Genomic DNA, 21,106 nt, shown 5'->3' with positions numbered 1-21,106 from the left:
GGCGAACGTCAGGCCTCAGGCCGCCGTGCATTCCAGTTGCAGCAGGAGCAGGTCGAGTAGCAGGCGCACCTGCTCGGCTTCGCGGACGTCCACCTCAACCACCGGGAAGCTGCACCCGGCCTGCGCCAGCGCCGCCGCGTAGTCATCCAGGCCAGGATGAGGATGGCCCGGCAGCCGACCGACGCCGACCACGCAGGGTGCCTGGCCAATGCACTCGGCGAAGCCGTCGAGGTAGACGCGCAGATCGCCCAGTGGATCGGGCCGCGAGTTGTCGATCAGGATCACCAGCCCCAGCGCACCGCGGGCGAGGATGCCCCACATGAAGGCGAAGCGGGCCTGGCCGGGGGTGCCGTACAGGCGCAGGCGTTCGTCCGGGCCGAGCAGCACTTCGCCGTAATCCAGGCCGACCGTGGTGCGCGCCTTGTCGACGCTGGGGTCGTTGTTCTGCACATCGGTGCTGATCGGCTCGATATCGCTGATCGCCGCGATGGCGGTGGTCTTGCCGGCGCCCATGGTGCCGGTGAAGAGAATCTTGTACTCCTTCATCGGCCAGCCTCCGCAGCACCGCCCAGGCCAAGGTGGCGCCGAATGCGCGCCAGCAGGCCGACGGGGGCGGCCGTGTGCGGCACCGGCTTGGCCGGCAGGGCTTCATCCGGCAGGAACATCTCCCGGGCTGCCATCAGGCGAACGAAGCTTTCCGTCACCTGACGCGGCACACCGGAGCGCTCGCACAGTTCATCCAGGCTCATGGTCCGCGCGCAGAGCAGCGTGGCCAGGCGCACGTAGCGATGGTCGCCGGTGAGCAGCGCGGCCGCCGGCCAATGCTTCAGGCGCAGCGCGGCGGCCGGCAACTGCGCCGGCCGCTGGCCAATGGCGCGGGCGGCGCGCTCCAGGCAGTCGAAGATTTCGCTGGCGCGCAGCGGCCAATGTACCCAGAGCGACTCGCCCTCGGCGGTGCGCAGTTGCACCCGCGGCTCGCCCTCTTCGCCCTCGACCAACAGGTCGGCCGGGCCATCGACATAGGCCCAGCGCGCCACGGTGCGGCCACTGAGCAGGCCGACGATGGACTTGAACACGACCTGATCGCGCAATGCCATCCGGGCGAACCCGTAGGTGTACTGAACTGGCTGATTCATCGGCGCGCTCCCTTGGGCCAACAAACACCATCAACCTGCACGGGTTGATCAGGAGGCTCACCGGGACGTTGGAGGATGCCGAGCGCACGCTCGCTGAAGGCGCGGACGAACGTCCGGCCTGCTTGGCAACCCCGCGGTCATGGCCCTTCCGGGCTGTAGATCGGTGGCTTTGCGTCCCTGGCTTTCGCACAGGTTTGCCCTGGTCAATTGAGTCTCAGCGTAGTACGCCGATTTCGTTCGCCAAGGCGAAAAAGCGTGATGCGCCTCACACAAATATCGGAAATATCACCGGAACAACTTCGCAATAGGTGTACGCATATTCCGATCTAAAAGGCGGCGGAGCCTCGTCCCTTCAGCTAGGATTTCCCCCAGCGGCGCCCCACCGGCGCGGGTCCGCGGACACCCACAACAGGCCGGAGCTCACTGCCCAGAGACGCCATGCTAGAGCGCCAGCGGTTCCAGAACATTCTCAGCCTGGGCCTGCCGATCATTGGCGGGATGCTCAGTCAGAGCCTGCTCAATCTGGTGGACGCGGCGATGGTTGGCCACCTCGGAGAGAAGTCCCTGGCCGGGGTCGGCATCGGTAGCTACGCCAACTTCGTCGCCATCTCGCTGGTGATGGGCCTTGGCGCCGGAGTACAGGCGCTGGTGGCGCGTCGACGGGGCGAGGGCCGCCATGACCAACTGGCCGCGCCGCTCAACGGCGGGCTGCTCGTCGCGCTGGGCCTGTCGCTGCCGATCACGCTGATCTGCCTGCTGTTCGCCGAACCCATCCTCCGCGCCCTGTCCAACGACCCGGATGTGCTGGCGGTCGGCATCCCCTATTTCGAATGGCGGGCGCTGTCGGTGCTCGCCGTGGGCCTGAACTTCTCCTTCCGCGGCTACTGGAACGGCACCCGGCGCTCGGGCATGTACATGCGCACCCTGGTAGTGATGCACCTGGCCAACGCGGCCATCAGCTACAGCCTAATCCACGGCCTGTTCGGCCTGCCACGGATGGGCGCGGTGGGCAGCGGCCTGGGCACCACGCTGGCGTTGTTCCTGGGCTCGGCGATCTACGCCTGGATCACCTGGCGCGACGCCCGCGCCCAGGGTTTCCGCCCGCGCCTGCCCAGCGAGCGGGATATCCGCACCCTGCTGCGCCTGTCGCTGCCCAACTCGCTGCAGCAGTTCTTCTTCGCCGCCGGCATCACCTTGCTGTTCTGGATCATCGCCCAGGTCGGCACCCGCGAACTGGCGGTCGCCCATGTGCTGATCAACCTGGCGCTGTTCCTGATCCTCCCGGGCGTCGGCCTGGGCATGGCGGCCACGACACTGGTCAGCCAGAGCATGGGCGAGCGCGATTTCGACAGTGCGCACCGCTGGGGCTGGGACGTGGTCAAGGTGGCGGCCTGCGGCCTGGCTCTGCTGGGCGCGCCGTTCTGGCTGTTCCCGGAGGCCATCCTGCGGCTGTTCGTCAGTGATCCTGCGCTGATCGAGCTGGGTCGAGTGCCGCTGATGCTGACCGGCATGGGCATGGTGATCGACGCCACCGCGCTGGTACTGACCCAGGCGCTGCTGGGCGCAGGCGCCGTGCGCACGGTGATGGCGGTGAGCCTGGGCAACCAGTGGCTGTTCTTCCTGCCGCTGGCCTACCTGGTCGGCCCCGTGCTGGGCGGCGGGCTGCTGGCGATCTGGAGCATGCAGATTCTGCAGCGCGGGCTGGCTTCGGCGATCTTCGCGGTGATGTGGCAGAAGCGCCAATGGACCCAGATCGAGCTCTAGGGTCTAGGATGGGATGCAAAGGGAGGACGAACGATGGACGAGCAACAGAACAAGCCGCCAACCTTCTGGCAGATGCTGCACAGCGTGCTGGCCGCGGCCTTCGGCGTACAGAGCGGGCGCAACCGCGCGCGCGACTTCACCCACGGCAAGCCCAGCCATTTCATTGCCATGGGCATTTTATTCACCCTGGTCTTCGTGCTGCTGCTCTATGGGCTGGTGCAGCTGGTGCTGCACTTCGCCGGGCTGTAGCGCACCGGCAAGGGTGAGGTACCGGGCGGGCCGCAGGGCGACCCGCCGGCACCGCTGTCACTGGTGGCTGACCCAGAACACCGCGGTGGCGACCACCAGCAGAATCAGGATGAATGCGGCGCGGGCATCGACGACGCTGTCGCTGGTCTTGTTGGACGTTTCTTCGCTCATGCTTCCCCCATCTTTTCGTTATTGGCTGAAGGACCACAGGCAGAGTTAAGACCAGCCCCGCCCGCTGCTCAAGGAACCCCCTCTTTCCGCCACCGCGCAAATGCCGTTAGGCTGCCGGTTCGACCAGCACAAGCGAGTGGAAAGGAAGGACCATGCACGTGGACTCACTGCAAGACACTGTCGCGCCGGAAGGCGTCTGCTACGGCTGCGGCGGGCGCAACCCGCACGGACTGCACATCAAGAGCCGCTGGCACGAGGACGGCGTCCACGTCGTCGCCGAGCACCTGCCCGACGCCAAGTACTGCGGCTGGCCGGAACTGGTCTACGGCGGGCTGATCGCCATGCTGGTGGACTGCCACTCGAACTGGACGGCCATGGCCTACCACTACCGCGCCGAGGGCCGCGAGCCGGGCAGCCTGCCGCGCATCGACTGCGTGACGGGCCACCTGGGCATCAAGTACATCAAGCCGACGCCCATGGGCGTGCCGCTGACCTTGAGGGCCCATGTCGAGGGCGAGGTCGGTCGCAAGAGCCGGATCATCTGCGAGGTCTACGCCGGCGACGTGCTGACCTGTGTCGGCGACTCGATCTTCGTCCGCGTCGACACGGCGCAGCTGCGCGACGCCGCCCACGGCCGCGACGCCTGATCGATCCCGTTGCGCCGCTGCCACCCTCCAGACGCAGCGGCGCATCCACCCGCGCTCCATCTCCCGTCGCGCCTGGGCTTCAGGCCCGGCGCGGCTTAGATCAGAAAGTTCTCCCCATATATTCAAACATCACTTTTGCGCATATTCCCGAACTGGTATCGTGCGCCCCACTCCGCGTGGAGCGCGTTGCCGTGCGCGCTGGGAAACGCAGTACGCCCCCGAGCGCTATAAGCCTGACAGCAGGATGATTCATGTACGTATATGACGAATACGATCAAAGGATCGTAGAGGATCGCGTCAAGCAGTTCCGCGATCAGACCCGCCGCTACCTGGCGGGCGAACTGACCGGCGAGGAATTCCGCCCGCTGCGTCTGCAGAATGGCCTCTACATCCAGCGCTACGCGCCCATGCTGCGGGTGGCCGTGCCTTACGGCCTGCTGTCCTCCCGGCAGGTTCGCAAGCTGGCGCAGATCGCCCGTGACTACGACAAGGGCTACGCGCATATCAGCACCCGCCAGAACGTCCAGTACAACTGGCCGGAGCTGGAAGACGTGCCGGAAATCCTCGCGGAGCTGGCCACCGTGCAGATGCACGCGATCCAGACCAGTGGCAACTGCATCCGCAACACCACCACCGACCAATTCGCCGGCGTCGCCCGCGACGAACTCGTGGACCCCCGCCCCTGGTGCGAGATCATCCGCCAGTGGTCGACCTTCCACCCCGAATTCGCCCACCTGCCGCGCAAGTTCAAGATCGCCGTCAACGGCGCCGTGAGCGACCGCGCCGCCATCGAGGTGCACGACATCGGCCTGGAAGCGGTGAAGAACGAAGCCGGCGAGCTGGGCTTCCGTGTTTCGGTCGGCGGCGGCCTGGGCCGTACCCCGATCGTCGGCAGCTTCATCAACGAATTCCTGCCGTGGCAGCACCTGCTGTCGTACCTGGACGCCATCCTGCGCGTGTACAACCGCTATGGCCGTCGGGACAACAAGTACAAGGCGCGCATCAAGATCCTGGTCAAGGCGTTGACCCCGGAAGTCTTCGCCCAGAAGGTCGACGCCGAATGGGCGCACCTCAAGGACGGCCCGAGCACCCTGACCGAGGCCGAACTGCAGCGCGTGGCCGCCCACTTCGTCGACCCGGCCTACAAGGCCCTGGAAGACCAAGACGCCGCCCTCGCCCAGCTGGACGCCGAACACCCCGGCTTTGCCCGCTGGCGCAGCCGCAACACCTTCGCCCACAAGAAGCCCGGCTACGTCGCCGTGACCCTGTCGCTCAAGCCCACCGGTGTGGCGCCTGGCGACATCACCGACAAGCAGTTGGACGCAGTCGCCGACCTGGCAGACCGCTACAGCTTCGGCGAAGTGCGCAACAGCCATAACCAGAACATCATCCTCGCCGACGTCGAGCAGGCGCAGCTGTTCACCCTCTGGGGCGAACTGCGCGAGAACGGTTTCGCCACCCCCAACGTGGGCCTGCTGACCGACCTCATCTGCTGCCCGGGCGGCGACTTCTGCTCCCTGGCCAACGCCAAGTCGATCCCGGTGGCCGAAGCCATCCAGCGCCGCTTCGATGATCTGGATTACCTGTTCGATATCGGCGAAATCGACCTGAACATCTCCGGCTGCATGAACGCCTGCGGCCACCACCACGTGGGCCACATCGGCATCCTCGGCGTGGACAAGAAGGGCGAGGAGTTCTACCAGGTCTCCCTCGGCGGCAGCGCCAGCCGCGAGGCGAGCCTTGCGCAGATCCTCGGCCCGTCCTTCGCCCAGGAGCAGATGGCCGACGTGATCGAGAAGATCATCAACGTCTACGTGGAACAGCGCACCGAAGAGGAACGTTTCCTCGATACCTACCGTCGCATCGGCATCGACCCCTTCAAGGAGCGCGTATATGCAGCGAATCATTAAGCACCGCGAGGTCGTCGACGACCGCTGGCACCTGCTGCCCAAGGACGCGACCCTGGAGACCGTGCCCAACTGCGACGACGTGATCATCCCGCTGAACCTGTGGCTGGAACACGGCCCTGCCCTGCGCGGCCGTGACGGCGGCCTGGGCGTATGGCTGGACGCGGACGAAGAGCCCGAAGCCATCGCCGGCGACCTCGACAACTTCAAGGTCATCGCCGTGAACTTCCCTGCCTTCACCGACGGCCGCGGCTTCAGCACCGCGCGCCTGCTGCGCGAGCGCTTCGGCTACCAGGGCGAAGTGCGCGCCATCGGCGACGTGCTGCGTGACCAGTTGTTCTTCATGCAGAGCTGCGGCTTCGACGCCTATGCCATCCGCGCCGACCGCGACCCGCACGCAGCGCTGGCCGGCCTGGACGACTTCACCGAGGTCTACCAGACCTCGGTGACCCAGCCGCAACCGCTGTTCCGTCGCCGCCAGCTCGCCTGATCCGGTCGACATGAAAAAGCCCCGCCTTGGCGGGGCTTTTTCGTTTCTGCACGGCGCGCTTCTCGTAGGGCGCATAACGCGCCAGCGGTATCCGTCGCCAAGGGACGGCGGATAACCTGTTCCAGGTTATCCGCCCTACGCGCGCGCGGCTTTCGGGCTTTTCGTAGGAGCGAGCTTGCTCGCGAACCCGCCCAGCTTCAGCGCCGCCGATAAACTCGTTCGCGAGCAAGCTCGCTCCTACAGGGTGCAGCCACGCGCCACATCAGCACGGACACGAATGGCTATCGCAGGAGCGCAGCTTCTCCGCGAAGCGCTTCAGCAAGGCCGGGATTTCGCGGACAAGGTCCGCTCCTGCGAAAGCGCTTAGGCCCGCACACTCTCCCAGGCAATCTGCGCCAGTTGCTCGCGGCAGTCGATCAGGTCCACCCGCGTGCGCCCCGCCAGCCAATTGCGGGCATAGTCGTGGGTCGGGCCGATCACCACGGAATTGAACAGCTCCGCCGACAGCGCCTTGAACGCCCCCGCCTTGCGGTGCTCGGCCAGTAACTCGGCGATACGCCGGCCGTGCTGGCGGTTGGCCTCGCGCAGTTCCTCGCCCATCTCCCCTGCCTCGACGCGTCCACGGCTGTGCAGGATGAAGCGCGCCCACTCCGGGTTGGCCGAGACCCAGTCGACGTAAGAGGTGACGAACAGCTTGACCACCGCCTCCGCGCTCTTCGCCTCCTGCAAGCCGGCATCGAGCAATGCCGCGTACTGGCCGACACCGGTCAGGTAGAGCGCACCGATGATGCGTTCCTTGTTGCCATAGTGGTGGTAGAGGCTGCCGATGCTGGCGCCGGAGCGGTCGCGGATCATCTCGATGGTGGTGGCGTCCACGCCGGATTCGCTGAAACAGGCCAGCGCGGCCTGGAGGATGTCGTCTTTGCGGGAAGGTCGGGCCATGGGGTTCCTATGGGAAAAACCGCTCGAACATAATTCTAGAATATTTTTCTAGAATTACTTTCTAATCTTCGTATACTGCCTGGGCGCGCATCCATCTTCAATCCGCTTTTCCCCGGAGTTGCCATGAGTCAGATGATGCAGATGTACCAGCAGGCCGGCCCCGCGCAGTTCAGCGCCATGATCGGGCAGGTCGCCCCCTACTTCGCCAGCATCGCCCCGCAGTTCGTCGAACTGCGCCCCGGCTATGCGGAAGTCACCTTCCCCAAGCGCCGCGAAGTGCTCAACCACATCGGCACGGTGCACGCCATCGCGCTGTGCAACGCGGCCGAACTGGCCGCCGGGACCATGACTGACGTGTCGATCCCCAAGGGCCGCCGCTGGATTCCCCGCGGCATGACGGTCGAATACCTGGCCAAGGCCGAGGGTGATGTTCGCGCCGTGGCCGACGGCCGTGCCATCGACTGGAACCAGGACGGCGACATCGTCGTGCCGGTGCTGGCTTATGTGGGCGACAAGAAGGTATTCCGCGCCGACATCACCATGTACGTCAGCCAGGCCTGAGGGACAAGCCCATGATCACCCCGCTCCCCCGTCCGCTGGACAACGGCAACGGCCACAGCCTCTCCAGCCACTGGTACTACCCGCCCGGCGAAGCGCGCGGAGCGGTGTTGATCGTCCCTGCCATGGGTGTCGAACAGCGTTTCTACGCGGCCTTCGCCACCTGGCTGGCCGAGCGCGGCTACCTGACGGTGACCTTCGATTACGTCGGCATGGGCACGTCCCGCGCCGGCCATCTGCGCGAGCTGGATATCGACATACTGGCCTGGGGCAACCACGACTGCAGCGCAATGCTCGACGCCGTGGTCGAGGCGGCCGGCGAGCGGCCCGTGTTCTGGGTCGGCCACAGCCTGGGCGGGCAGATCCTGCCCTTCGTACGCGGCACCGAGCGCATCCACCGCGCCTTCACCATCGCCACCGGCAGCGGCTATTGGCGCGAGAACACCCAGGGGCTGCGGCACAAGGCCTGGCTGCTCTGGTATCTGCTGGCACCAACGATCACGCCGCTGCTGGGCTATTTCCCCGGCAAGCGCCTGGGCGTGGTGGGCGACCTGCCGCGCGGGGTGATCGAGCAATGGCGGCGCTGGTGCCTGAATCCGGAGTACGCCGTGGGCGCGGAAGGTGGCGCGGTGCGCGAGGCGTATTCCTCGGTGCGCACGCCCATCACCTCCCTCTCCTTCACCGACGACGAGATGATGTCCGGGCGCAACACCGAGTCGCTGCACGGCTTCTACCGCGGCTCGCCGAAGACCCTGAAGAGAATCGCCCCGGAGGACATCGGCGTGAAGCGCATTGGCCACTTCGGCTTCTTCCGCCGCCAGTTCGCCGATTCGCTGTGGGCGGGCTACCTGCTGCCGGACCTGGGCTGACGCCCGGGCCCGGCGCGGGTATCGAACGAAGGATCAGTCCAGCGTCACCAGCACCCGCCCAACCAACTTGCCGGCGAGGATCTGGTGAATGGCGGCCGGCAGGTCGTCGAGCTTGACTTCGCGCACCGCCGCTTCGAGGTTGTCGAGCTTCCACTGCAGGGACAGCTTGTCCCACATGGACGCCTTGACCACCAGCGGCAGCTCCACCGAGTCCACGCCCAGCAGGTTCACGCCGCGCAGGATGAAGGGCAGCACGGTGGCCTTGAAGGCGGCGCCGGCGGTCAGGCCGCAGCAGGCGACGCTGCCGCCGTATTGCAACGACTTGACCACGTTGAACAGGATGTCGCCACCCACGGTGTCCACCGCGCCGGCCCACTGCTCGCGCAGCAGCGGCTTGTCGACGCCATCGGAGACGGTGGCGCGGTCGAGGATCTGCCGGGCGCCGAGGCGGTTCAGCAGTTCGGCCTGCTCCAGCTTGCCGGTGGCAGCCGCCACGGTGTAGCCCAGTTGCGCCAGCAGCATCACCGCGATGCTGCCCACGCCGCCAGTGGCGCCGGTGACCAGGATCGGGCCGGCGGACGGCGTTACGCCGGCGCGCTCCAGCTTGTCGACGCACAGCGCGGCGGTTAGGCCGGCGGTGCCGAGGATCATCGACTCGCGCAGCGACAGGCCCTGCGGGCGCTTGATCAGCCACGCCGCCGGCACGCGGATGTACTGGCCAAAGCCGCCCGGGGTATTCATGCCCAGGTCGTAGCCGGTGACGATGACTTCGTCGCCGGCGGCGAATTCGGCCACCGAGGATTCTTCCACCACGCCGGCGGCATCGATGCCGGGCGTGTGCGGGTACTTGCGGGTGACGCCTCGGTTGCCGCTGGCGGACAGCGCATCCTTGTAGTTCAGCGACGAATACTTCACCCGCACCAGCACTTCACCCACCGGCAGATCGGCAACCTGCCGCTCGGCCACCTGCAGGTCATACACGCCATGTGCGCTTTCCGTGACCCACAACGCCTTGAATGCACTCATTTCGACCCTCCTCTTTCGAATTTGGAACGGGCGCGATCCCGGCGCCCGACGACAATCATTGCCAGAAGCGGCTGCGGCCCAGGCGATCCCACCAGGTCACCAGCACACGGTCGATCACGCCGCTGACGCCCACACCGAAGCGCTCCTGGATGGACTTCTTCTGGACGTAGCTGAGCTGGTAGACATCCGCCTCGCGGGCGCGTTCGGCCAGGTACTCGTCACTGGTCTTGAGTTCGTCGACCAGCTTCTTGCCCAGCGCTGCCTGGCCCAGCCAGACCTCGCCGGTGGCGATTTCATCGATGGCCAGCTGCGGGCGGTAGTGAACGACGAAGCGCTTGAACAGTTCGTGGGTGGTTTCCAGGTCTTCCTGGAACTTCTCGCGCCCCTTGTCGGTGTTCTCGCCAAACACGGTCAGGGTGCGCTTGTACTCGCCAGCGGTGAGCACTTCGAAATCGACGTCGTGCTTCTTCAGCAAGCGGTGCACGTTGGGCAACTGCGCCACCACGCCAATGGAGCCGAGGATGGCGAAGGGAGCGGAAAGGATGCGCTCGCCGATGCAGGCCATCATGTAGCCGCCGCTGGCGGCGACCTTGTCGACGCACACGGTCAGCGGCACGCCCGCCTGGCGAATGCGCGCCAGCTGGGAAGCGGCCAGGCCGTAGCCGTGGACCATGCCGCCGCCGCTCTCCAGGCGCAGCACCACCTCGTCGCGCGGGGTGGCGAGGGTCAGCAGCGCGGTCACTTCATGGCGCAGCTGCTCGGTGGCCGAGGCCTTGATGTCGCCATCGAAGTCGAGCACGTACACGCGATTCTTCTCGCCGCCCTTCTTCTTTTTCGCGTCCTTCAGGTTTTTCGCCTCGGACTTGCGCAGGGCCTTGAGCTTGGCCTTTTCCAATACGCTATGTTGCAGGCGCTCACGCAGCTCCTTGTAGAAGTCGTTGAGCTTGTGCACCTCCAGGTGTCCGCTGCCGCCGCGACGGCCGCGGCCGCGCAGTGCGGCGATCACCACCAGGACGATGACGATGGCCACCACGACGGTGAAGGTCTTGGCCAGGAAACCCGCGTAATCCGCTAGAAACTCCACTCACTTCCCCTTTTGCAATTCTGGTCGAGCCCGCCAGGCGAGCGCAGCGAATCCCGCAAGCATACCCACGCCGCAGGCCCGCCACCAGCGCTGGCAAACCGCTGCATCAGTCCAGCGAATGCCATTCAAACAAGCGTATGTTTTTTCGTTGACAGCCCCAGGTGATCCTCATAACCTCGCCGGAACTTTCAGCCCTGCCGGGATACTGCGCGTGGGAAGCATCTACCTGATTCGACATGGCCAGGCTTCGTTCGGCGCCGACGACTACGATGTGCTCTCGGCCACCGGCGTACGCCAGGCGGAAATACTCGGCGAGCACCTGGCCAGCCTCGGCCTGCGCTTCGACCGCTGCGTCGCCGGCGACCTGCGCCGCCAGCGCCACACCGCCGAAGCGGTGATGGGCCGGCTGAACGAAGCGGGGATCGAAACGCCAGCCCTGGAAATCGATTCCGCCTTCAACGAATTCGAAGCCGACGCGGTGATCCGCGCGCACCTGCCGGACCTGCTGGAAATCGAACCGCAGGCGTTGCACATCATGCGCAGCGCGGCCGACCACCGCGCCGAGTTCCAGCGCCTGTTCTCCACCGTGATCGCCCGCTGGGTTTCCGGCGACCATGACAAGGACGGCCTGGTGAGCTGGGCCGAGTTCCTCGACACCGTGCACGGCGGCCTCAAGCGCCTGCTGGAATCGGCCAGCGGCAAGGACAACATCGGCGTCTTCACCTCCGGCGGCACCATCACCGCGGTGCTCCAGCAGGTGACGGGCATCCCTGCCCTCAACGCCTTCGAACTCAACTGGCAGATCGTCAACACCTCGCTCAACCGCCTGAAGTTCCGCGGCAGCGAAGTGGCCCTGGCTTCCTTCAACAGTCACGTGCATCTGGAACTGTTGAGGGCGCCGGAACTCATCACCTACCGTTGAGTGCCGGCCCATTGCGACGCATGCGTCGCGCGAGAAAACCTAGAAAAGGAATAGAACCATGAGTGTTGCTGACATCGTTTCCACCATGAAGAGCAAGTTCAACGCCAGCGCGGCCGCCGGCCTGGATCTGGTGTTCCAGTTCAACATCGAAGACGGCGACAACCACTACCTGGTCGTCAAGGACGGCACCTGCGAAGTCGTACAGGGCGACGCCGAGTCCCCCAACGTCACCCTGATCATGGACAGCGAGACCCTCAAGGGCATCACCAGCGGCGAAACCGACGGCATGCAGGCCTTCATGGCCGGCAAGCTGCGCGCCGAAGGCGACATGATGCTGGCGATGAAGCTGGGCGAACTGTTCCCGGTCTGATCCGAGGAAAACCTGCCCGCGCCGCACGAAAAACCGGAGTCCATGGCTCCGGTTTTTTTATGCCCGCACGCCTTGGCCGGGCCCGGATCAGGCAGCCTGATCGGGGTGCAACACGAACGCCAATAACGGCGGCGTGCGCTTGTGACGGGCCGAGGCGGACATTAGATTAGCCAATGATCACCCGGCGCCATCATTGCTTTGCCTGATCCTGCCACGCTTCACCCGGCATGAGACCGACGCCGGCCTGCGCGCACCTCGCCAGGAGCCTTGGGCCCTTGCGGGACGATTCGTACAAGCCAGTACAAGACGAGCTCCTAGATAAAAAGGGACCAGCATGTCGTTGACCGACCAGACCATCCGCTCCCGCGAAGGCGAAGAACTCGATGCCGCCGTGATCGACGGCTACCTCAAGGACCACGTTCCCGGCCTGCAGGGCCAGCCGCGCATCAGCCAGTTCCCCGGCGGCGCCTCGAACCTGACCTACCTGATCCAGTACGACAACCAGGAACTGGTCCTGCGCCGTCCGCCGTTCGGCAAGAAGGCCAAGTCGGCCCACGACATGGGCCGCGAATACCGCATCCTGAACCAGCTCAACGACGGCTTCCCCTACTGCCCCAAGGCGTACGTCTACTGCACCGACGAATCGGTGATCGGCGCCGAGTTCTACGTCATGGAGCGCGTCAACGGCATCATCCTGCGCAGCGAGCTGCCCAAGGAACTGAACCTCGACGCCGACAAGACCACCGCGCTGTGCAAGAGCTTCATCGACAAGTTCGTCGAACTGCACAACGTCGACTACAACGCCTGCGGCCTGGGTGATCTGGGCAAGCCCGAGGGCTACGTGCAGCGCCAGATCGGCGGCTGGATCGATCGCTACGAGAAGTCGCTGACGCCCGACGCGCCGGCCTGGGAGCAGGTCAAGGTGTGGCTGCGCGACAAGATGCCGGCCGACCATCACAAGCCGGGCATCGTCCATAACGACTACCGCTTCGACAACGTCATCCTCGACCCGAACAACCCGATGCAGATCATCGGCGTGCTCGACTGGGAGATGACCACCATCGGCGACCCGCTGATGGACCTGGGCAACACCCTCGCCTACTGGATCCAGGCGGACGACCCACAGCCGATGCAGATGCTGCGCCGCCAGCCCAGCCACGAGCCGGGCATGCTGACCCGCCAGCAGTTCGCCGACTACTACGCCGAGCGCGCCGGCATCCAGATCGACAACCTCGATTACTACTACACCTACGGCATGTTCCGCCTGGCGGGCATCATGCAGCAGATCTACTACCGCTTCTTCCATGGCCAGACCCAGGACAAGCGCTTCGCCACCTTCATCCACGCCAACAAGCTGCTGGAACAGGTGAGCCTGCAGGTCATCGGCAAGTCCCGCCTGTAAGGCGTGTCACATAACAAGGAAACTCCCATGTCCAAGACCCAACTGTTCGACCTCGACGGCAAGATCGCCTTCGTCTCCGGCGCCAGCCGCGGCATCGGCGAGGCCATCGCCAAGTTGCTGGCCCAACAGGGCGCCCACGTCATCGTTTCCAGCCGCAAGATCGATGGCTGCCAGGCCGTGGCTGACGACATCGTCGCCGCCGGCGGCAAGGCCACCGCGATTGCCTGCCACATCGGCGAGATGGAGCAGATCCAGGCCGTCTTCGCGCAGATCCGCGAGCAGTTCGGCCGCCTGGACATCCTGGTCAACAACGCCGCCACCAACCCGCAGTTCTGCAACGTGCTGGACACCGACCTGTCGGCCTTCCAGAAGACCGTCGACGTGAACATCCGCGGCTACTACTTCATGTCCATCGAAGGCGGCAAGCTGATGAAGGCCAACGGTGGCGGCAGCATCATCAACGTGGCCTCGGTGAATGGCGTCACCCCGGGCGAATTCCAGGGCATCTACTCGGTGACCAAGGCCGCGGTGATCAGCATGACCAAGGTCTTCGCCAAGGAATGCGCGCAGTTCAACATCCGCTGCAACGCCCTGCTGCCGGGCCTGACCGACACCAAGTTCGCCTCGGCGCTGGTGAGCAACGATGCCATCCGCAACGTCGCCCTGCAGCGCATCCCGCTCAAGCGCGTGGCCGACCCGAGCGAAATGGCCGGCGCCGTGCTGTACCTCGCCAGCGACGCCTCCAGCTACACCACCGGCGTGACGCTGAACGTGGACGGCGGCTTCCTCGCCTAAGCGCTGGCGTGGCGACGAAAAAGGGAGCCGATGGGCTCCCTTTTTCTTTGGCAAGGATTGGGCTCTTCGTAGGAGCGAGCTTGCTCGCGAACCCGCTTCACGCTGGAGTTTCAGGGTGCCGTGCGGTTCGCGAGCAAGCTCGCTCCTACAAGGTCACTGCCACTCCTTGAGGGCCTGGTTCGCCGCCGCATTCATCGGTTCGGCGATCAACCCGCCCGCTCCGTAGCGCACGGCGAATACCGCCTGGTCGGCCATCGGCAGGTAATTCACCCGCCCGGCCTTGGGCACGAAGGTCAGCAGGTCGTGCTGCCCGTCACGCAGCCAGCGCCACAGGTCGACTCCCGGCACCTCGTCCGCCAGTGCCACCTTGCGCCCCAGGCTCTGCTGCTCCACTGCCAGGAAGCGCCCGCTGAGGTCCTGCAGGCGGTAGCCCGGCGCCAGGCCGATCAGCCGCGCCAGGCCCTTCCACTCCAGCACGCGTGCGTCCAGTTGCCAGAGGTCGCCGGCCAACTCGACGCGCCGCTCGTCATTACCCTGCAACAGGGTGACCTCGAAGCGTTGCTCGGCGACCTTGTGGAAGCTCAGGGTCGCCAGCGGGCGCTCGGCCGGCAGCGGGTCATAGCTGCGCAGATCCCACGCCACCAAGGCCACCAACGCGGCGATGGCAACGAACAGCAGCCCCACCGTGCCGCGCAGCCAGCCGAGGAACCAGTGACGGTCGAACAGAATGCGGGCGGCTACCACCAGGGCCAACAGCGCCACGAAGGCAACGACCCAGGCCAGACCGTCGTACTGCATCGAATGATTTCCTTCCTCGTAGAAATGCCGGCATTATGCGCACCGCGTACCTGCGCGGCCAGCCAGACCGTCGCAGCTTTCGGGCCCGTTAACGTTTCCCATGCCACCGGATCTTTACCCAGGAGCGGCGGTGCGGGCCCCCGATCAAGGCCAACCCAATGCCCTTCGAACTCGTCGTAGACCCGACCACCCTCGTCATTCTCGCCGGCGTCGCCTTCCTCGCCGGTTTCATCGATGCCATCGCCGGCGGCGGCGGCCTGCTGACCATCCCGGCCCTGCTCACCGCGGGCGTCCCGCCGCACCTGGCGCTGGGCACCAACAAGCTCAGCTCGACCTTCGGCGCCGCCGTGGCCAGCTACACCTTCTACCGGCGCAAACTGTTCCAGCCGCGTCAGTGGCGCAACGGCCTGATCGCCACCGCCATCGGCGCCGCGCTGGGCGCCTGGGCCGCGCATTTGATGCCGGCAGAGTGGCTCAACCGCATGCTGCCGGTGGTGGTGTTCGGCTGCGGCCTGTATCTGCTGTTCGGCAAGACGCCGGAAGCCCCGCTGGACGCCACCCCGCGCATCGCCCAGCGCCGCCAGTGGCCGCAGGGCCTCGGCCTGGGCTTCTACGACGGCGTGGCCGGCCCCGGCACCGGCGCCTTCTGGACCGTCAGCAGCCTGCTGATGTACCCGCTGGACCTGGTCCGCGCCAGCGGCGTGGCGCGCAGCATGAACTTCGTCAGCAACATCGTCGCACTGGCGGTGTTCATCGCCTCGGGTCAGGTGGTCTGGCTGATGGGCCTGTGCATGGGCAGCTCACTGATGATCGGCGCCTACTTCGGCGCGCGCACGGCCATTGGCGGCGGCGCCAAGTTCATCCGTCCGGTGTTCATCCTGGTGGTGCTGGCGCTGACCGTGCGCCTGGCCTGGCAGCACTGGTTTACCGCCGCAGCCTGAGACCCCGGCTACGATCTGCTGCGCGTCGGCAGAACGGCGCGGCGCCTGGGTCAGGCGCCGCCGGGCAGGACAGGATCGGGGCGACCGGCGCGGCGCGCCAGGTAGACCTCGATCAGGTAACGCGCAATGGAGCGCTCGGCCGGCAGGCGCGGCAGTTCATCGACGTGGAACCAGCGGGCATCCTCGATCTCGTCCGGCTGCATGACGATCTCGCCGCTGACGTACTCGGCGTGGTAGCCGAACATCAGCGAATGCGGGAACGGCCAGGGCTGGCTGCCCATGTAGCGGATATTGCCGATCTCCACGCCCACTTCTTCGCGCACCTCACGGGCGACACAGTGCTCCACCGACTCGCCGGGCTCGACGAAGCCGGCCAGGGTGCTGTACATCCCCGGCACGAAGCGCGGCGAACGCGCCAGCAGCACTTCATCGCCGCGGGTCACCAGCACGATCATGCTCGGCGACAGCAGCGGGTAGCGCTGGATGCCGCAGCTCTCGCAGTGCATGGCGCGGTCACGGGGCATGCGCAGGTTGGGCTGGCCGCAGCTGCCGCAGAAGCGGTTCTGCCGCCACCAGATGCCGATCTGGCTGGCGAAGCCGAGCATGGCGAAGATGTCTTCCTCGGCCTGCATCATGAACTGGCGCAGGCCGATCCAACTGGCGCCTTCCAGCGGATCGGTGCGGTCGATCTCCAGCAAGTACACCGGCTCGCCGTCGAACTGGCCGACGGCGTGCTCGGAAAGCACCGACAGGTCCTGGCGCTTGAGCCAATCCCGGGGGAACAGCACGCCGTTGCTGTCGGCGAGGAACTGCTGCTGGCAGTGGGCAAGCGCCCAGCCACCGTTGGCCGCCACCTCGAACATGGCGGATTCCCAGCGTCCGGTGCGCATCAGGCTGCCACCGTCAGGCCCAGGGCCTTGACGCTCTCGCTGGCGACGTCCAGGACGTCGGGTTGGCCTTCAGGCCGCATCATCGCTCCACCCTCCAGGTAGTACTCCAGGCCGGTCAGCGCATCCGCCAGGGTCTCCAGCATCTGCTCGGACGGCATCTGGGTCGTCTCGATCATCTGCCCCTGAATGTAATCGGCACAGGCGCCCACGAGCAATGCCGCACGCTCCTGGCCGAGGAACCACAGGCCGCCACGCACCGCCTGCAGGCTGACCGGAACGTTGGCCAGGTGTAGCTTGTCGCCGTTGGATTCCAGGTACGCGGTGATCGCGCGCTTGGCCAGCGCCAGCCCCGCCTGGGCTTCGTCGATTACCACGATGCGCGCTTCGGCGAGTTGGTGCACCGCGAAGGAATCGTCCTCGCCCACCGGCGTCGGGCGCGCGCTCAAGCGCTCGCCCCGCTCCAGGTTGCCGACCATGCTCTCGACGTAGAGCAGCGCGTCAGCCAGCGCGTTGAGCGAGGCAGGGTCGTCCACCGCTCCCTTGGCGACCCAGCCGGCGACCACGCCGTGCTGGTGCTGCAGCGAGGTGGCGGCGGAGTTCAGGCCGACCATGCCCAGGGTCTTGGCCAGCTTGCCCAGCTGGGTGTGCAGCAGGCCCAGCGCGTCGGCCTGGGACACGCCGCGCTCGATCAGGTCGAGCTGGTCCTTGACCGCGGTGAGCTCCTCGCGGATCGCCACCGACAGCGAGCGCATCACCGACTGGCCGGGGCCGGACAGGCGTTGCGATTCGTCTTCGAGCAGGTGGTCGGTGAAAGGCAGCGGCGTCAGGCCGAACACCTGGCGCAATTCGCTGGCGCGCACGCCGCTGGTATCGGCCAGGGTGATGAGATAGAGCAGTTCCTTGAGCAACTGGCGCGGCGCTTCGTACTGAGGATTGGCGATCAGTTGCTTGAGCTCACGGTCCAGGCGCGCGAACACCTGCTTGCGCGTCTTGCGCGGCAGCATCTGGGCGTCCACCAGCGCTTCCAGCGCGCCGGCGCCGACCCAGCACAGGCGGGTGCGCGCGGCGCTGCCCAGCAGCACGTCGAGCTTGCCTAACGCACGCCCCATGAGCTTGAGGCTGGGGTAGAGATTCTGTTCGCGGATCAGCCCCACCAGGCCCACCTGGTACATCTGCCGCAGGCGGCGGACTTCGCGGGCCGGGTCTTCGACCTGCGGCACGGTGACCGCACGCAGCGGGCGCGGCAGGTCCAGGCGCGCGCTGAAGAAGAAGCTCTCCGGCAGCGCGGGCTGGCCGGCGGCCTGGCGCACGTCGTTGATCGCCGGCAGCAGCAGCTCGGGGATTTCCTGGCGGTGCGCCTCGAGGTTTTCCAGGTAGCGGCGCAGCACGTAGAGCGCGTTGCCCAGCGCGGCCAGCTGGCCGTCACGGTCTTCGCTGACGCCGGCCGGGATGTCGGTGGCCAGGTCCAGCGCTTCCTGCGCCAGCAGCTCGGCGCCCGCCAGTTCGATCAGATTCAGCGTGCCGCGAATCTGGCTCAGGCAATCGACGGAATGTTGCAGCAGGCTGCCGTTCTGACGCTCGGCGATGAAGTGCTCGAGATTCTGCTCGGCCTCTTCCATCGTCGCGAACAGCTCGTCGCGGACCAGACTGAGGGACGTGGCTCCAGTAACCATCGGCCTAGTGCGCCTCCTGCGCGCAAGAAGAGTGGACGGACATCAATCGGCGAACTCGGGGGTCTTCTTGCTCATGTGCGCCATCATCGCGGCCTGCAGGTCGGCGGACTGCAGCATGGCGGCGTTCCAGGTGGCGATGTATTCCAGGCCGTCCTCGACGCGGTGGTCGCGGGCGTAGCCGATCATTTCCTTGGTGCCGCGGATGGCGATCGGCGACTTGGCAGCGATCTGCCGGGCCAGGCCCATCACACCGTCCAGCAGCGCGGCGTGGTCGGCGTAGACGCTGTTGACCAGGCCGATGCGCCGGGCTTCCTCGGCATCGACGTTGCGCCCGGTATAGGCCAGCTCGCGCATGATGCCGTCACCGATCAGGCGCGGCAGGCGTTGCAGGGTACCGACGTCGGCGGCCATGCCCATGTCGATTTCCTTGATGGAGAACTGCGCATCGGCGCTGCAGTAGCGCATGTCGCAGGCGGAAATCAGGTCGATGCCGCCGCCGATGCAGTAGCCCTGGATGGCCGCGAGCACGGGCTTGCTGCACTTGTCCACGGCGTTGAAGGAGCCCTGCAGCTGCAGGATGGTCTTGCGCAGGGCGCGGGCGTTGCGGCCGACGTCCTTGCCCAAGTGGCTGGCGGCCTGGGCCAGCAGGGCGAGGTCGATGCCGGCGGAGAAGTGTTTGCCGGCGCCGCTCAGGACGACGACGCGGACTTCATCCGTTTCATCGGCCCATTGGAAGATTTCGATGATTTCCTTCCAGAAATCGGCGTTCATCGCGTTGAGCTTTTCCGGGCGGTTGATCTGCACATGGGCGATCTTGTCCGCCAGTTCAACGCGGAAGGCTTTGTATTCGGTCACGGGAAAGGTCCTCGGGATTGCCCTGCTTCTCATCTGGGTGCGGCGCGCTGCCGCTGGAGCCCGGGCCAACAGTTCTTATGTGTCGTTTATTCGCGTGGAGCACAGAAATTTGGCATCGCGCCACTATAACAAGGCAAGACCAAAAGTCGATGCCGCGGTCTGTGACACAGGCCACGGCATCGGCGGCGAATCCGCTCGCCATTCGCCCATCAAGTGCTTGATCTGACTGGAACGCGGCGTTCGCAGCTCTCAGTCACCCGCCGTCAGCGACAGCCCCTGGGCGCGGTTGCGGTATTGCCGCCAGGTGTACATCGGGATACCCGCCATCAGCACCAGGAAGCCCCAGAAGATCGCCTGCTGCCCGGTGCCATAGAGCGCCCACAGGGAATAGAGGAAGCCCAGGCAACCGATGGCCAGCACCTGCGGCCGCGAGCGCGGCGAGAAGGACTCCGGCTTCACCGCCAGCAGTTGCAGCAGCGCGGCGGTGCAGAAGGCATAGGGAACGACGCCGGTCATGGTGCCGAGCAGGATGATGACGTTGAACACCTCCACCAGTTCGCCGTGGCCATCGACCATCACCAGGGCGGTGACCAGCAGCCCGGACGACAGCAGGCCGTTGGCCGGCGCACCGTTCTTGTTGAGCTTGCCCAGGGACTCGGGGAACAGCCCGTCGCGGGCCGGCGCCACCGGGATCTGCCCCTGCAGCAATACCCAGCCGTTGAGCGCGCCCAGGCAGGCGATCACCGCGCCGCCGGCCACCAGGTAGTAGCCCCAGTCGCCCAGCAGGATGCGCGCGGCGTCGGCGAACGGCGAGGTGGACTTGGCCAGTACTTCCGGCGGCATCAGGCCTTGCACGGCGGTGATCGACAGGATGTACACGGCGGCAGCGGCCAGAGTGCCGAACAAGGTGGCGCGGGGAATGGTCCTCTTCGGATCGCGCACATCGTCCGCCGGCACGGTCGCCGACTCCAGGCCGATGAACGACCAGAGCGTCAGCGCCGCCGTGGTGGCGATGGCCTGGGCATAGCCCATGCCCGGCAGTTCGCTGGGTGCGGGAATGGTCAGGTAGTCGGGGTTGAAATGGAACCAGCCGAGGATGCCCACCAGCAGCAGCGGGATCAGCTTGAGGGCGGTCAGGCTGTTCTGCACCACGGCGAAGGCGGTGATGCCGCGCAGGTTGATCAGGGTGCACAGCCAGATCGCGCCGATCGCGGTGGCGACCATCAGCAGCGGGTCGGCGAGCGCCGGGATGAACACCCGCAGGTACCCCACGAGCGTGACGGCGATGGCGGCGTTGCCGATCCACGCGGCCTTCCAGTAGGTCCAGGCGCAGAGGTAGCCGGCGAAGCTGCCGAAGCCATCGCGCGTATAGGCGTAGGGTCCGCCGGCGCCGGGGTTGAGCCGTGCCAGTCGGGCGAAGGTGAAGGCCAGGATCACCGCCCCGGTGCTCGACACCAGCCAGCCGAACAGGCTGAGCCCGCCGAACGCCGCCAGGCTCGATGGCAGCAGGAACACCCCCGAGCCCACCATGTTGCCAATCACCAGCGCGGTGCAGCTCCAGAACCCCATGCTGCCCTTTTTCCCTTCCGCCATCTGCGCTCCTTAGAAGCCCGCGAT

22 protein-coding genes and 1 riboswitch are annotated in these 21,106 nt (G+C 66.2%); of the genes, 12 read left to right on the top strand and 10 right to left on the bottom strand.

Annotated features, from left to right (window positions below; all coding sequences use genetic code 11):
- Positions 1–15 precede the first annotated feature (15 nt).
- Positions 16–546, bottom strand: a complete 531-nt coding sequence (locus N0B71_RS18920; protein WP_259754236.1) for a GTP-binding protein — start codon at positions 544–546, stop codon at positions 16–18.
- Positions 543–1,136 carry a hypothetical protein gene (locus N0B71_RS18915; protein WP_259754235.1) on the bottom strand — a complete coding sequence of 198 codons (594 nt, stop codon included), beginning with the start codon at positions 1,134–1,136 and terminating at the stop codon, positions 543–545. The genes N0B71_RS18920 and N0B71_RS18915 overlap by 4 nt, the downstream gene beginning before the upstream one ends.
- A gap of 121 nt (positions 1,137–1,257) precedes the next feature.
- A riboswitch (cyclic di-GMP riboswitch) is annotated at positions 1,258–1,345 on the bottom strand.
- Between the two features lie 229 nt (positions 1,346–1,574).
- On the opposite strand from N0B71_RS18915, the gene N0B71_RS18910 reads away from it, so the two are divergent.
- From N0B71_RS18910 to N0B71_RS18890, 5 genes are all read left to right on the top strand, one after another.
- Positions 1,575–2,900: an MATE family efflux transporter gene (locus tag N0B71_RS18910; RefSeq protein ID WP_259754233.1), complete on the top strand. Its 1,326-nt coding sequence runs from the start codon at positions 1,575–1,577 to the stop codon at positions 2,898–2,900.
- 33 nt (positions 2,901–2,933) lie between these two features.
- Complete coding sequence (locus N0B71_RS18905; protein ID WP_138525536.1) at positions 2,934–3,149, top strand: DUF2970 domain-containing protein; 216 nt, start codon at positions 2,934–2,936, stop codon at positions 3,147–3,149.
- A gap of 323 nt (positions 3,150–3,472) precedes the next feature.
- Positions 3,473–3,967, top strand: coding sequence for a PaaI family thioesterase (locus N0B71_RS18900; RefSeq protein ID WP_259754232.1), 495 nt, complete (start codon positions 3,473–3,475; stop codon positions 3,965–3,967).
- Positions 3,968–4,218: 251 nt separating this feature from the next.
- On the top strand, positions 4,219–5,877 hold the full coding sequence (locus tag N0B71_RS18895) for a nitrite/sulfite reductase (protein WP_259754231.1): 1,659 nt from the start codon (positions 4,219–4,221) through the stop codon (positions 5,875–5,877).
- Entirely contained in the window at positions 5,861–6,364 is a 504-nt protein-coding gene (locus tag N0B71_RS18890; RefSeq protein WP_259754230.1) for a DUF934 domain-containing protein, read from the top strand. Before N0B71_RS18895 ends, N0B71_RS18890 begins: the two co-directional genes overlap by 17 nt.
- Before the next feature lie 363 nt (positions 6,365–6,727).
- Here the strand turns inward: N0B71_RS18890 and N0B71_RS18885 are convergent, their stop codons facing one another.
- Positions 6,728–7,306, bottom strand: coding sequence for a TetR/AcrR family transcriptional regulator (locus N0B71_RS18885; RefSeq protein WP_259754228.1), 579 nt, complete (start codon positions 7,304–7,306; stop codon positions 6,728–6,730).
- Positions 7,307–7,429: 123 nt separating this feature from the next.
- Between N0B71_RS18885 and N0B71_RS18880 the strand changes: the two genes are divergently transcribed.
- The gene (locus N0B71_RS18880) at positions 7,430–7,867 is read left to right on the top strand and encodes a hotdog fold domain-containing protein (RefSeq protein WP_259754227.1); all 438 of its coding nucleotides are present in this window, start codon (positions 7,430–7,432) and stop codon (positions 7,865–7,867) included.
- Positions 7,868–7,878: 11 nt separating this feature from the next.
- A complete protein-coding gene (locus N0B71_RS18875; RefSeq protein ID WP_259754225.1) occupies positions 7,879–8,733 on the top strand; it encodes an alpha/beta hydrolase family protein in 855 nt (284 codons plus the stop codon).
- A 33-nt stretch (positions 8,734–8,766) separates the two neighbouring features.
- On the opposite strand, the gene N0B71_RS18870 is transcribed toward N0B71_RS18875, so the two are convergent.
- Both N0B71_RS18870 and sohB read right to left on the bottom strand, forming a co-directional pair.
- Positions 8,767–9,759, bottom strand: a complete 993-nt coding sequence (locus N0B71_RS18870; RefSeq protein ID WP_259754224.1) for a YhdH/YhfP family quinone oxidoreductase — start codon at positions 9,757–9,759, stop codon at positions 8,767–8,769.
- A 55-nt stretch (positions 9,760–9,814) separates the two neighbouring features.
- On the bottom strand, positions 9,815–10,843 hold the full coding sequence (sohB, locus tag N0B71_RS18865; RefSeq protein WP_259754223.1) for a protease SohB: 1,029 nt from the start codon (positions 10,841–10,843) through the stop codon (positions 9,815–9,817).
- Positions 10,844–11,054: 211 nt separating this feature from the next.
- On the opposite strand from sohB, the gene N0B71_RS18860 reads away from it, so the two are divergent.
- The 4 genes from N0B71_RS18860 (at position 11,055) to N0B71_RS18845 (ending at position 14,332) form a co-directional block, all read left to right on the top strand.
- Positions 11,055–11,765 (top strand): histidine phosphatase family protein, encoded by a 711-nt coding sequence (locus N0B71_RS18860; RefSeq protein WP_259754222.1) that lies wholly within the window; start codon positions 11,055–11,057, stop codon positions 11,763–11,765.
- 58 nt (positions 11,766–11,823) lie between these two features.
- On the top strand, positions 11,824–12,135 hold the full coding sequence (locus tag N0B71_RS18855; protein ID WP_017519529.1) for an SCP2 sterol-binding domain-containing protein: 312 nt from the start codon (positions 11,824–11,826) through the stop codon (positions 12,133–12,135).
- A gap of 334 nt (positions 12,136–12,469) precedes the next feature.
- A complete protein-coding gene (locus N0B71_RS18850; RefSeq protein ID WP_259754221.1) occupies positions 12,470–13,537 on the top strand; it encodes a phosphotransferase family protein in 1,068 nt (355 codons plus the stop codon).
- Positions 13,538–13,564: 27 nt separating this feature from the next.
- On the top strand, positions 13,565–14,332 hold the full coding sequence (locus N0B71_RS18845; RefSeq protein WP_259754220.1) for an SDR family oxidoreductase: 768 nt from the start codon (positions 13,565–13,567) through the stop codon (positions 14,330–14,332).
- A 153-nt stretch (positions 14,333–14,485) separates the two neighbouring features.
- On the opposite strand, the gene N0B71_RS18840 is transcribed toward N0B71_RS18845, so the two are convergent.
- The gene (locus N0B71_RS18840) at positions 14,486–15,130 is read right to left on the bottom strand and encodes a hypothetical protein (RefSeq protein WP_259754218.1); all 645 of its coding nucleotides are present in this window, start codon (positions 15,128–15,130) and stop codon (positions 14,486–14,488) included.
- 158 nt (positions 15,131–15,288) lie between these two features.
- Here N0B71_RS18840 and N0B71_RS18835 point away from each other — a divergent pair, with 158 nt between their 5' ends.
- A complete protein-coding gene (locus N0B71_RS18835; protein WP_259754217.1) occupies positions 15,289–16,071 on the top strand; it encodes a TSUP family transporter in 783 nt (260 codons plus the stop codon).
- A 50-nt stretch (positions 16,072–16,121) separates the two neighbouring features.
- Here N0B71_RS18835 and nudC read toward each other — a convergent pair whose 3' ends face one another.
- The 4 genes from nudC to N0B71_RS18815 all read right to left on the bottom strand — a co-directional run bounded on the left by nudC (position 16,122) and on the right by N0B71_RS18815 (position 21,082).
- Complete coding sequence (gene nudC, locus N0B71_RS18830) at positions 16,122–16,961, bottom strand: NAD(+) diphosphatase (RefSeq protein ID WP_259754215.1); 840 nt, start codon at positions 16,959–16,961, stop codon at positions 16,122–16,124.
- Positions 16,961–18,634, bottom strand: coding sequence for a ferrous iron transporter B (locus N0B71_RS18825; protein WP_259754214.1), 1,674 nt, complete (start codon positions 18,632–18,634; stop codon positions 16,961–16,963). Before N0B71_RS18825 ends, nudC begins: the two co-directional genes overlap by 1 nt.
- Positions 18,635–18,676: 42 nt before the next feature.
- The gene (locus tag N0B71_RS18820) at positions 18,677–19,489 is read right to left on the bottom strand and encodes a crotonase/enoyl-CoA hydratase family protein (RefSeq protein WP_259754213.1); all 813 of its coding nucleotides are present in this window, start codon (positions 19,487–19,489) and stop codon (positions 18,677–18,679) included.
- A gap of 249 nt (positions 19,490–19,738) precedes the next feature.
- Positions 19,739–21,082: an amino acid permease gene (locus N0B71_RS18815; RefSeq protein WP_259754212.1), complete on the bottom strand. Its 1,344-nt coding sequence runs from the start codon at positions 21,080–21,082 to the stop codon at positions 19,739–19,741.
- Between the last annotated feature and the right edge of the window lie 24 nt (positions 21,083–21,106).

This window comes from Pseudomonas sp. GCEP-101 (assembly GCF_025133575.1).
GTDB lineage: Bacteria > Pseudomonadota > Gammaproteobacteria > Pseudomonadales > Pseudomonadaceae > Pseudomonas > Pseudomonas nitroreducens_B.
The sequence above is the reverse complement of the archived record's forward strand: the minus strand, read 5'-3'. Positions and strand labels throughout refer to the sequence as shown.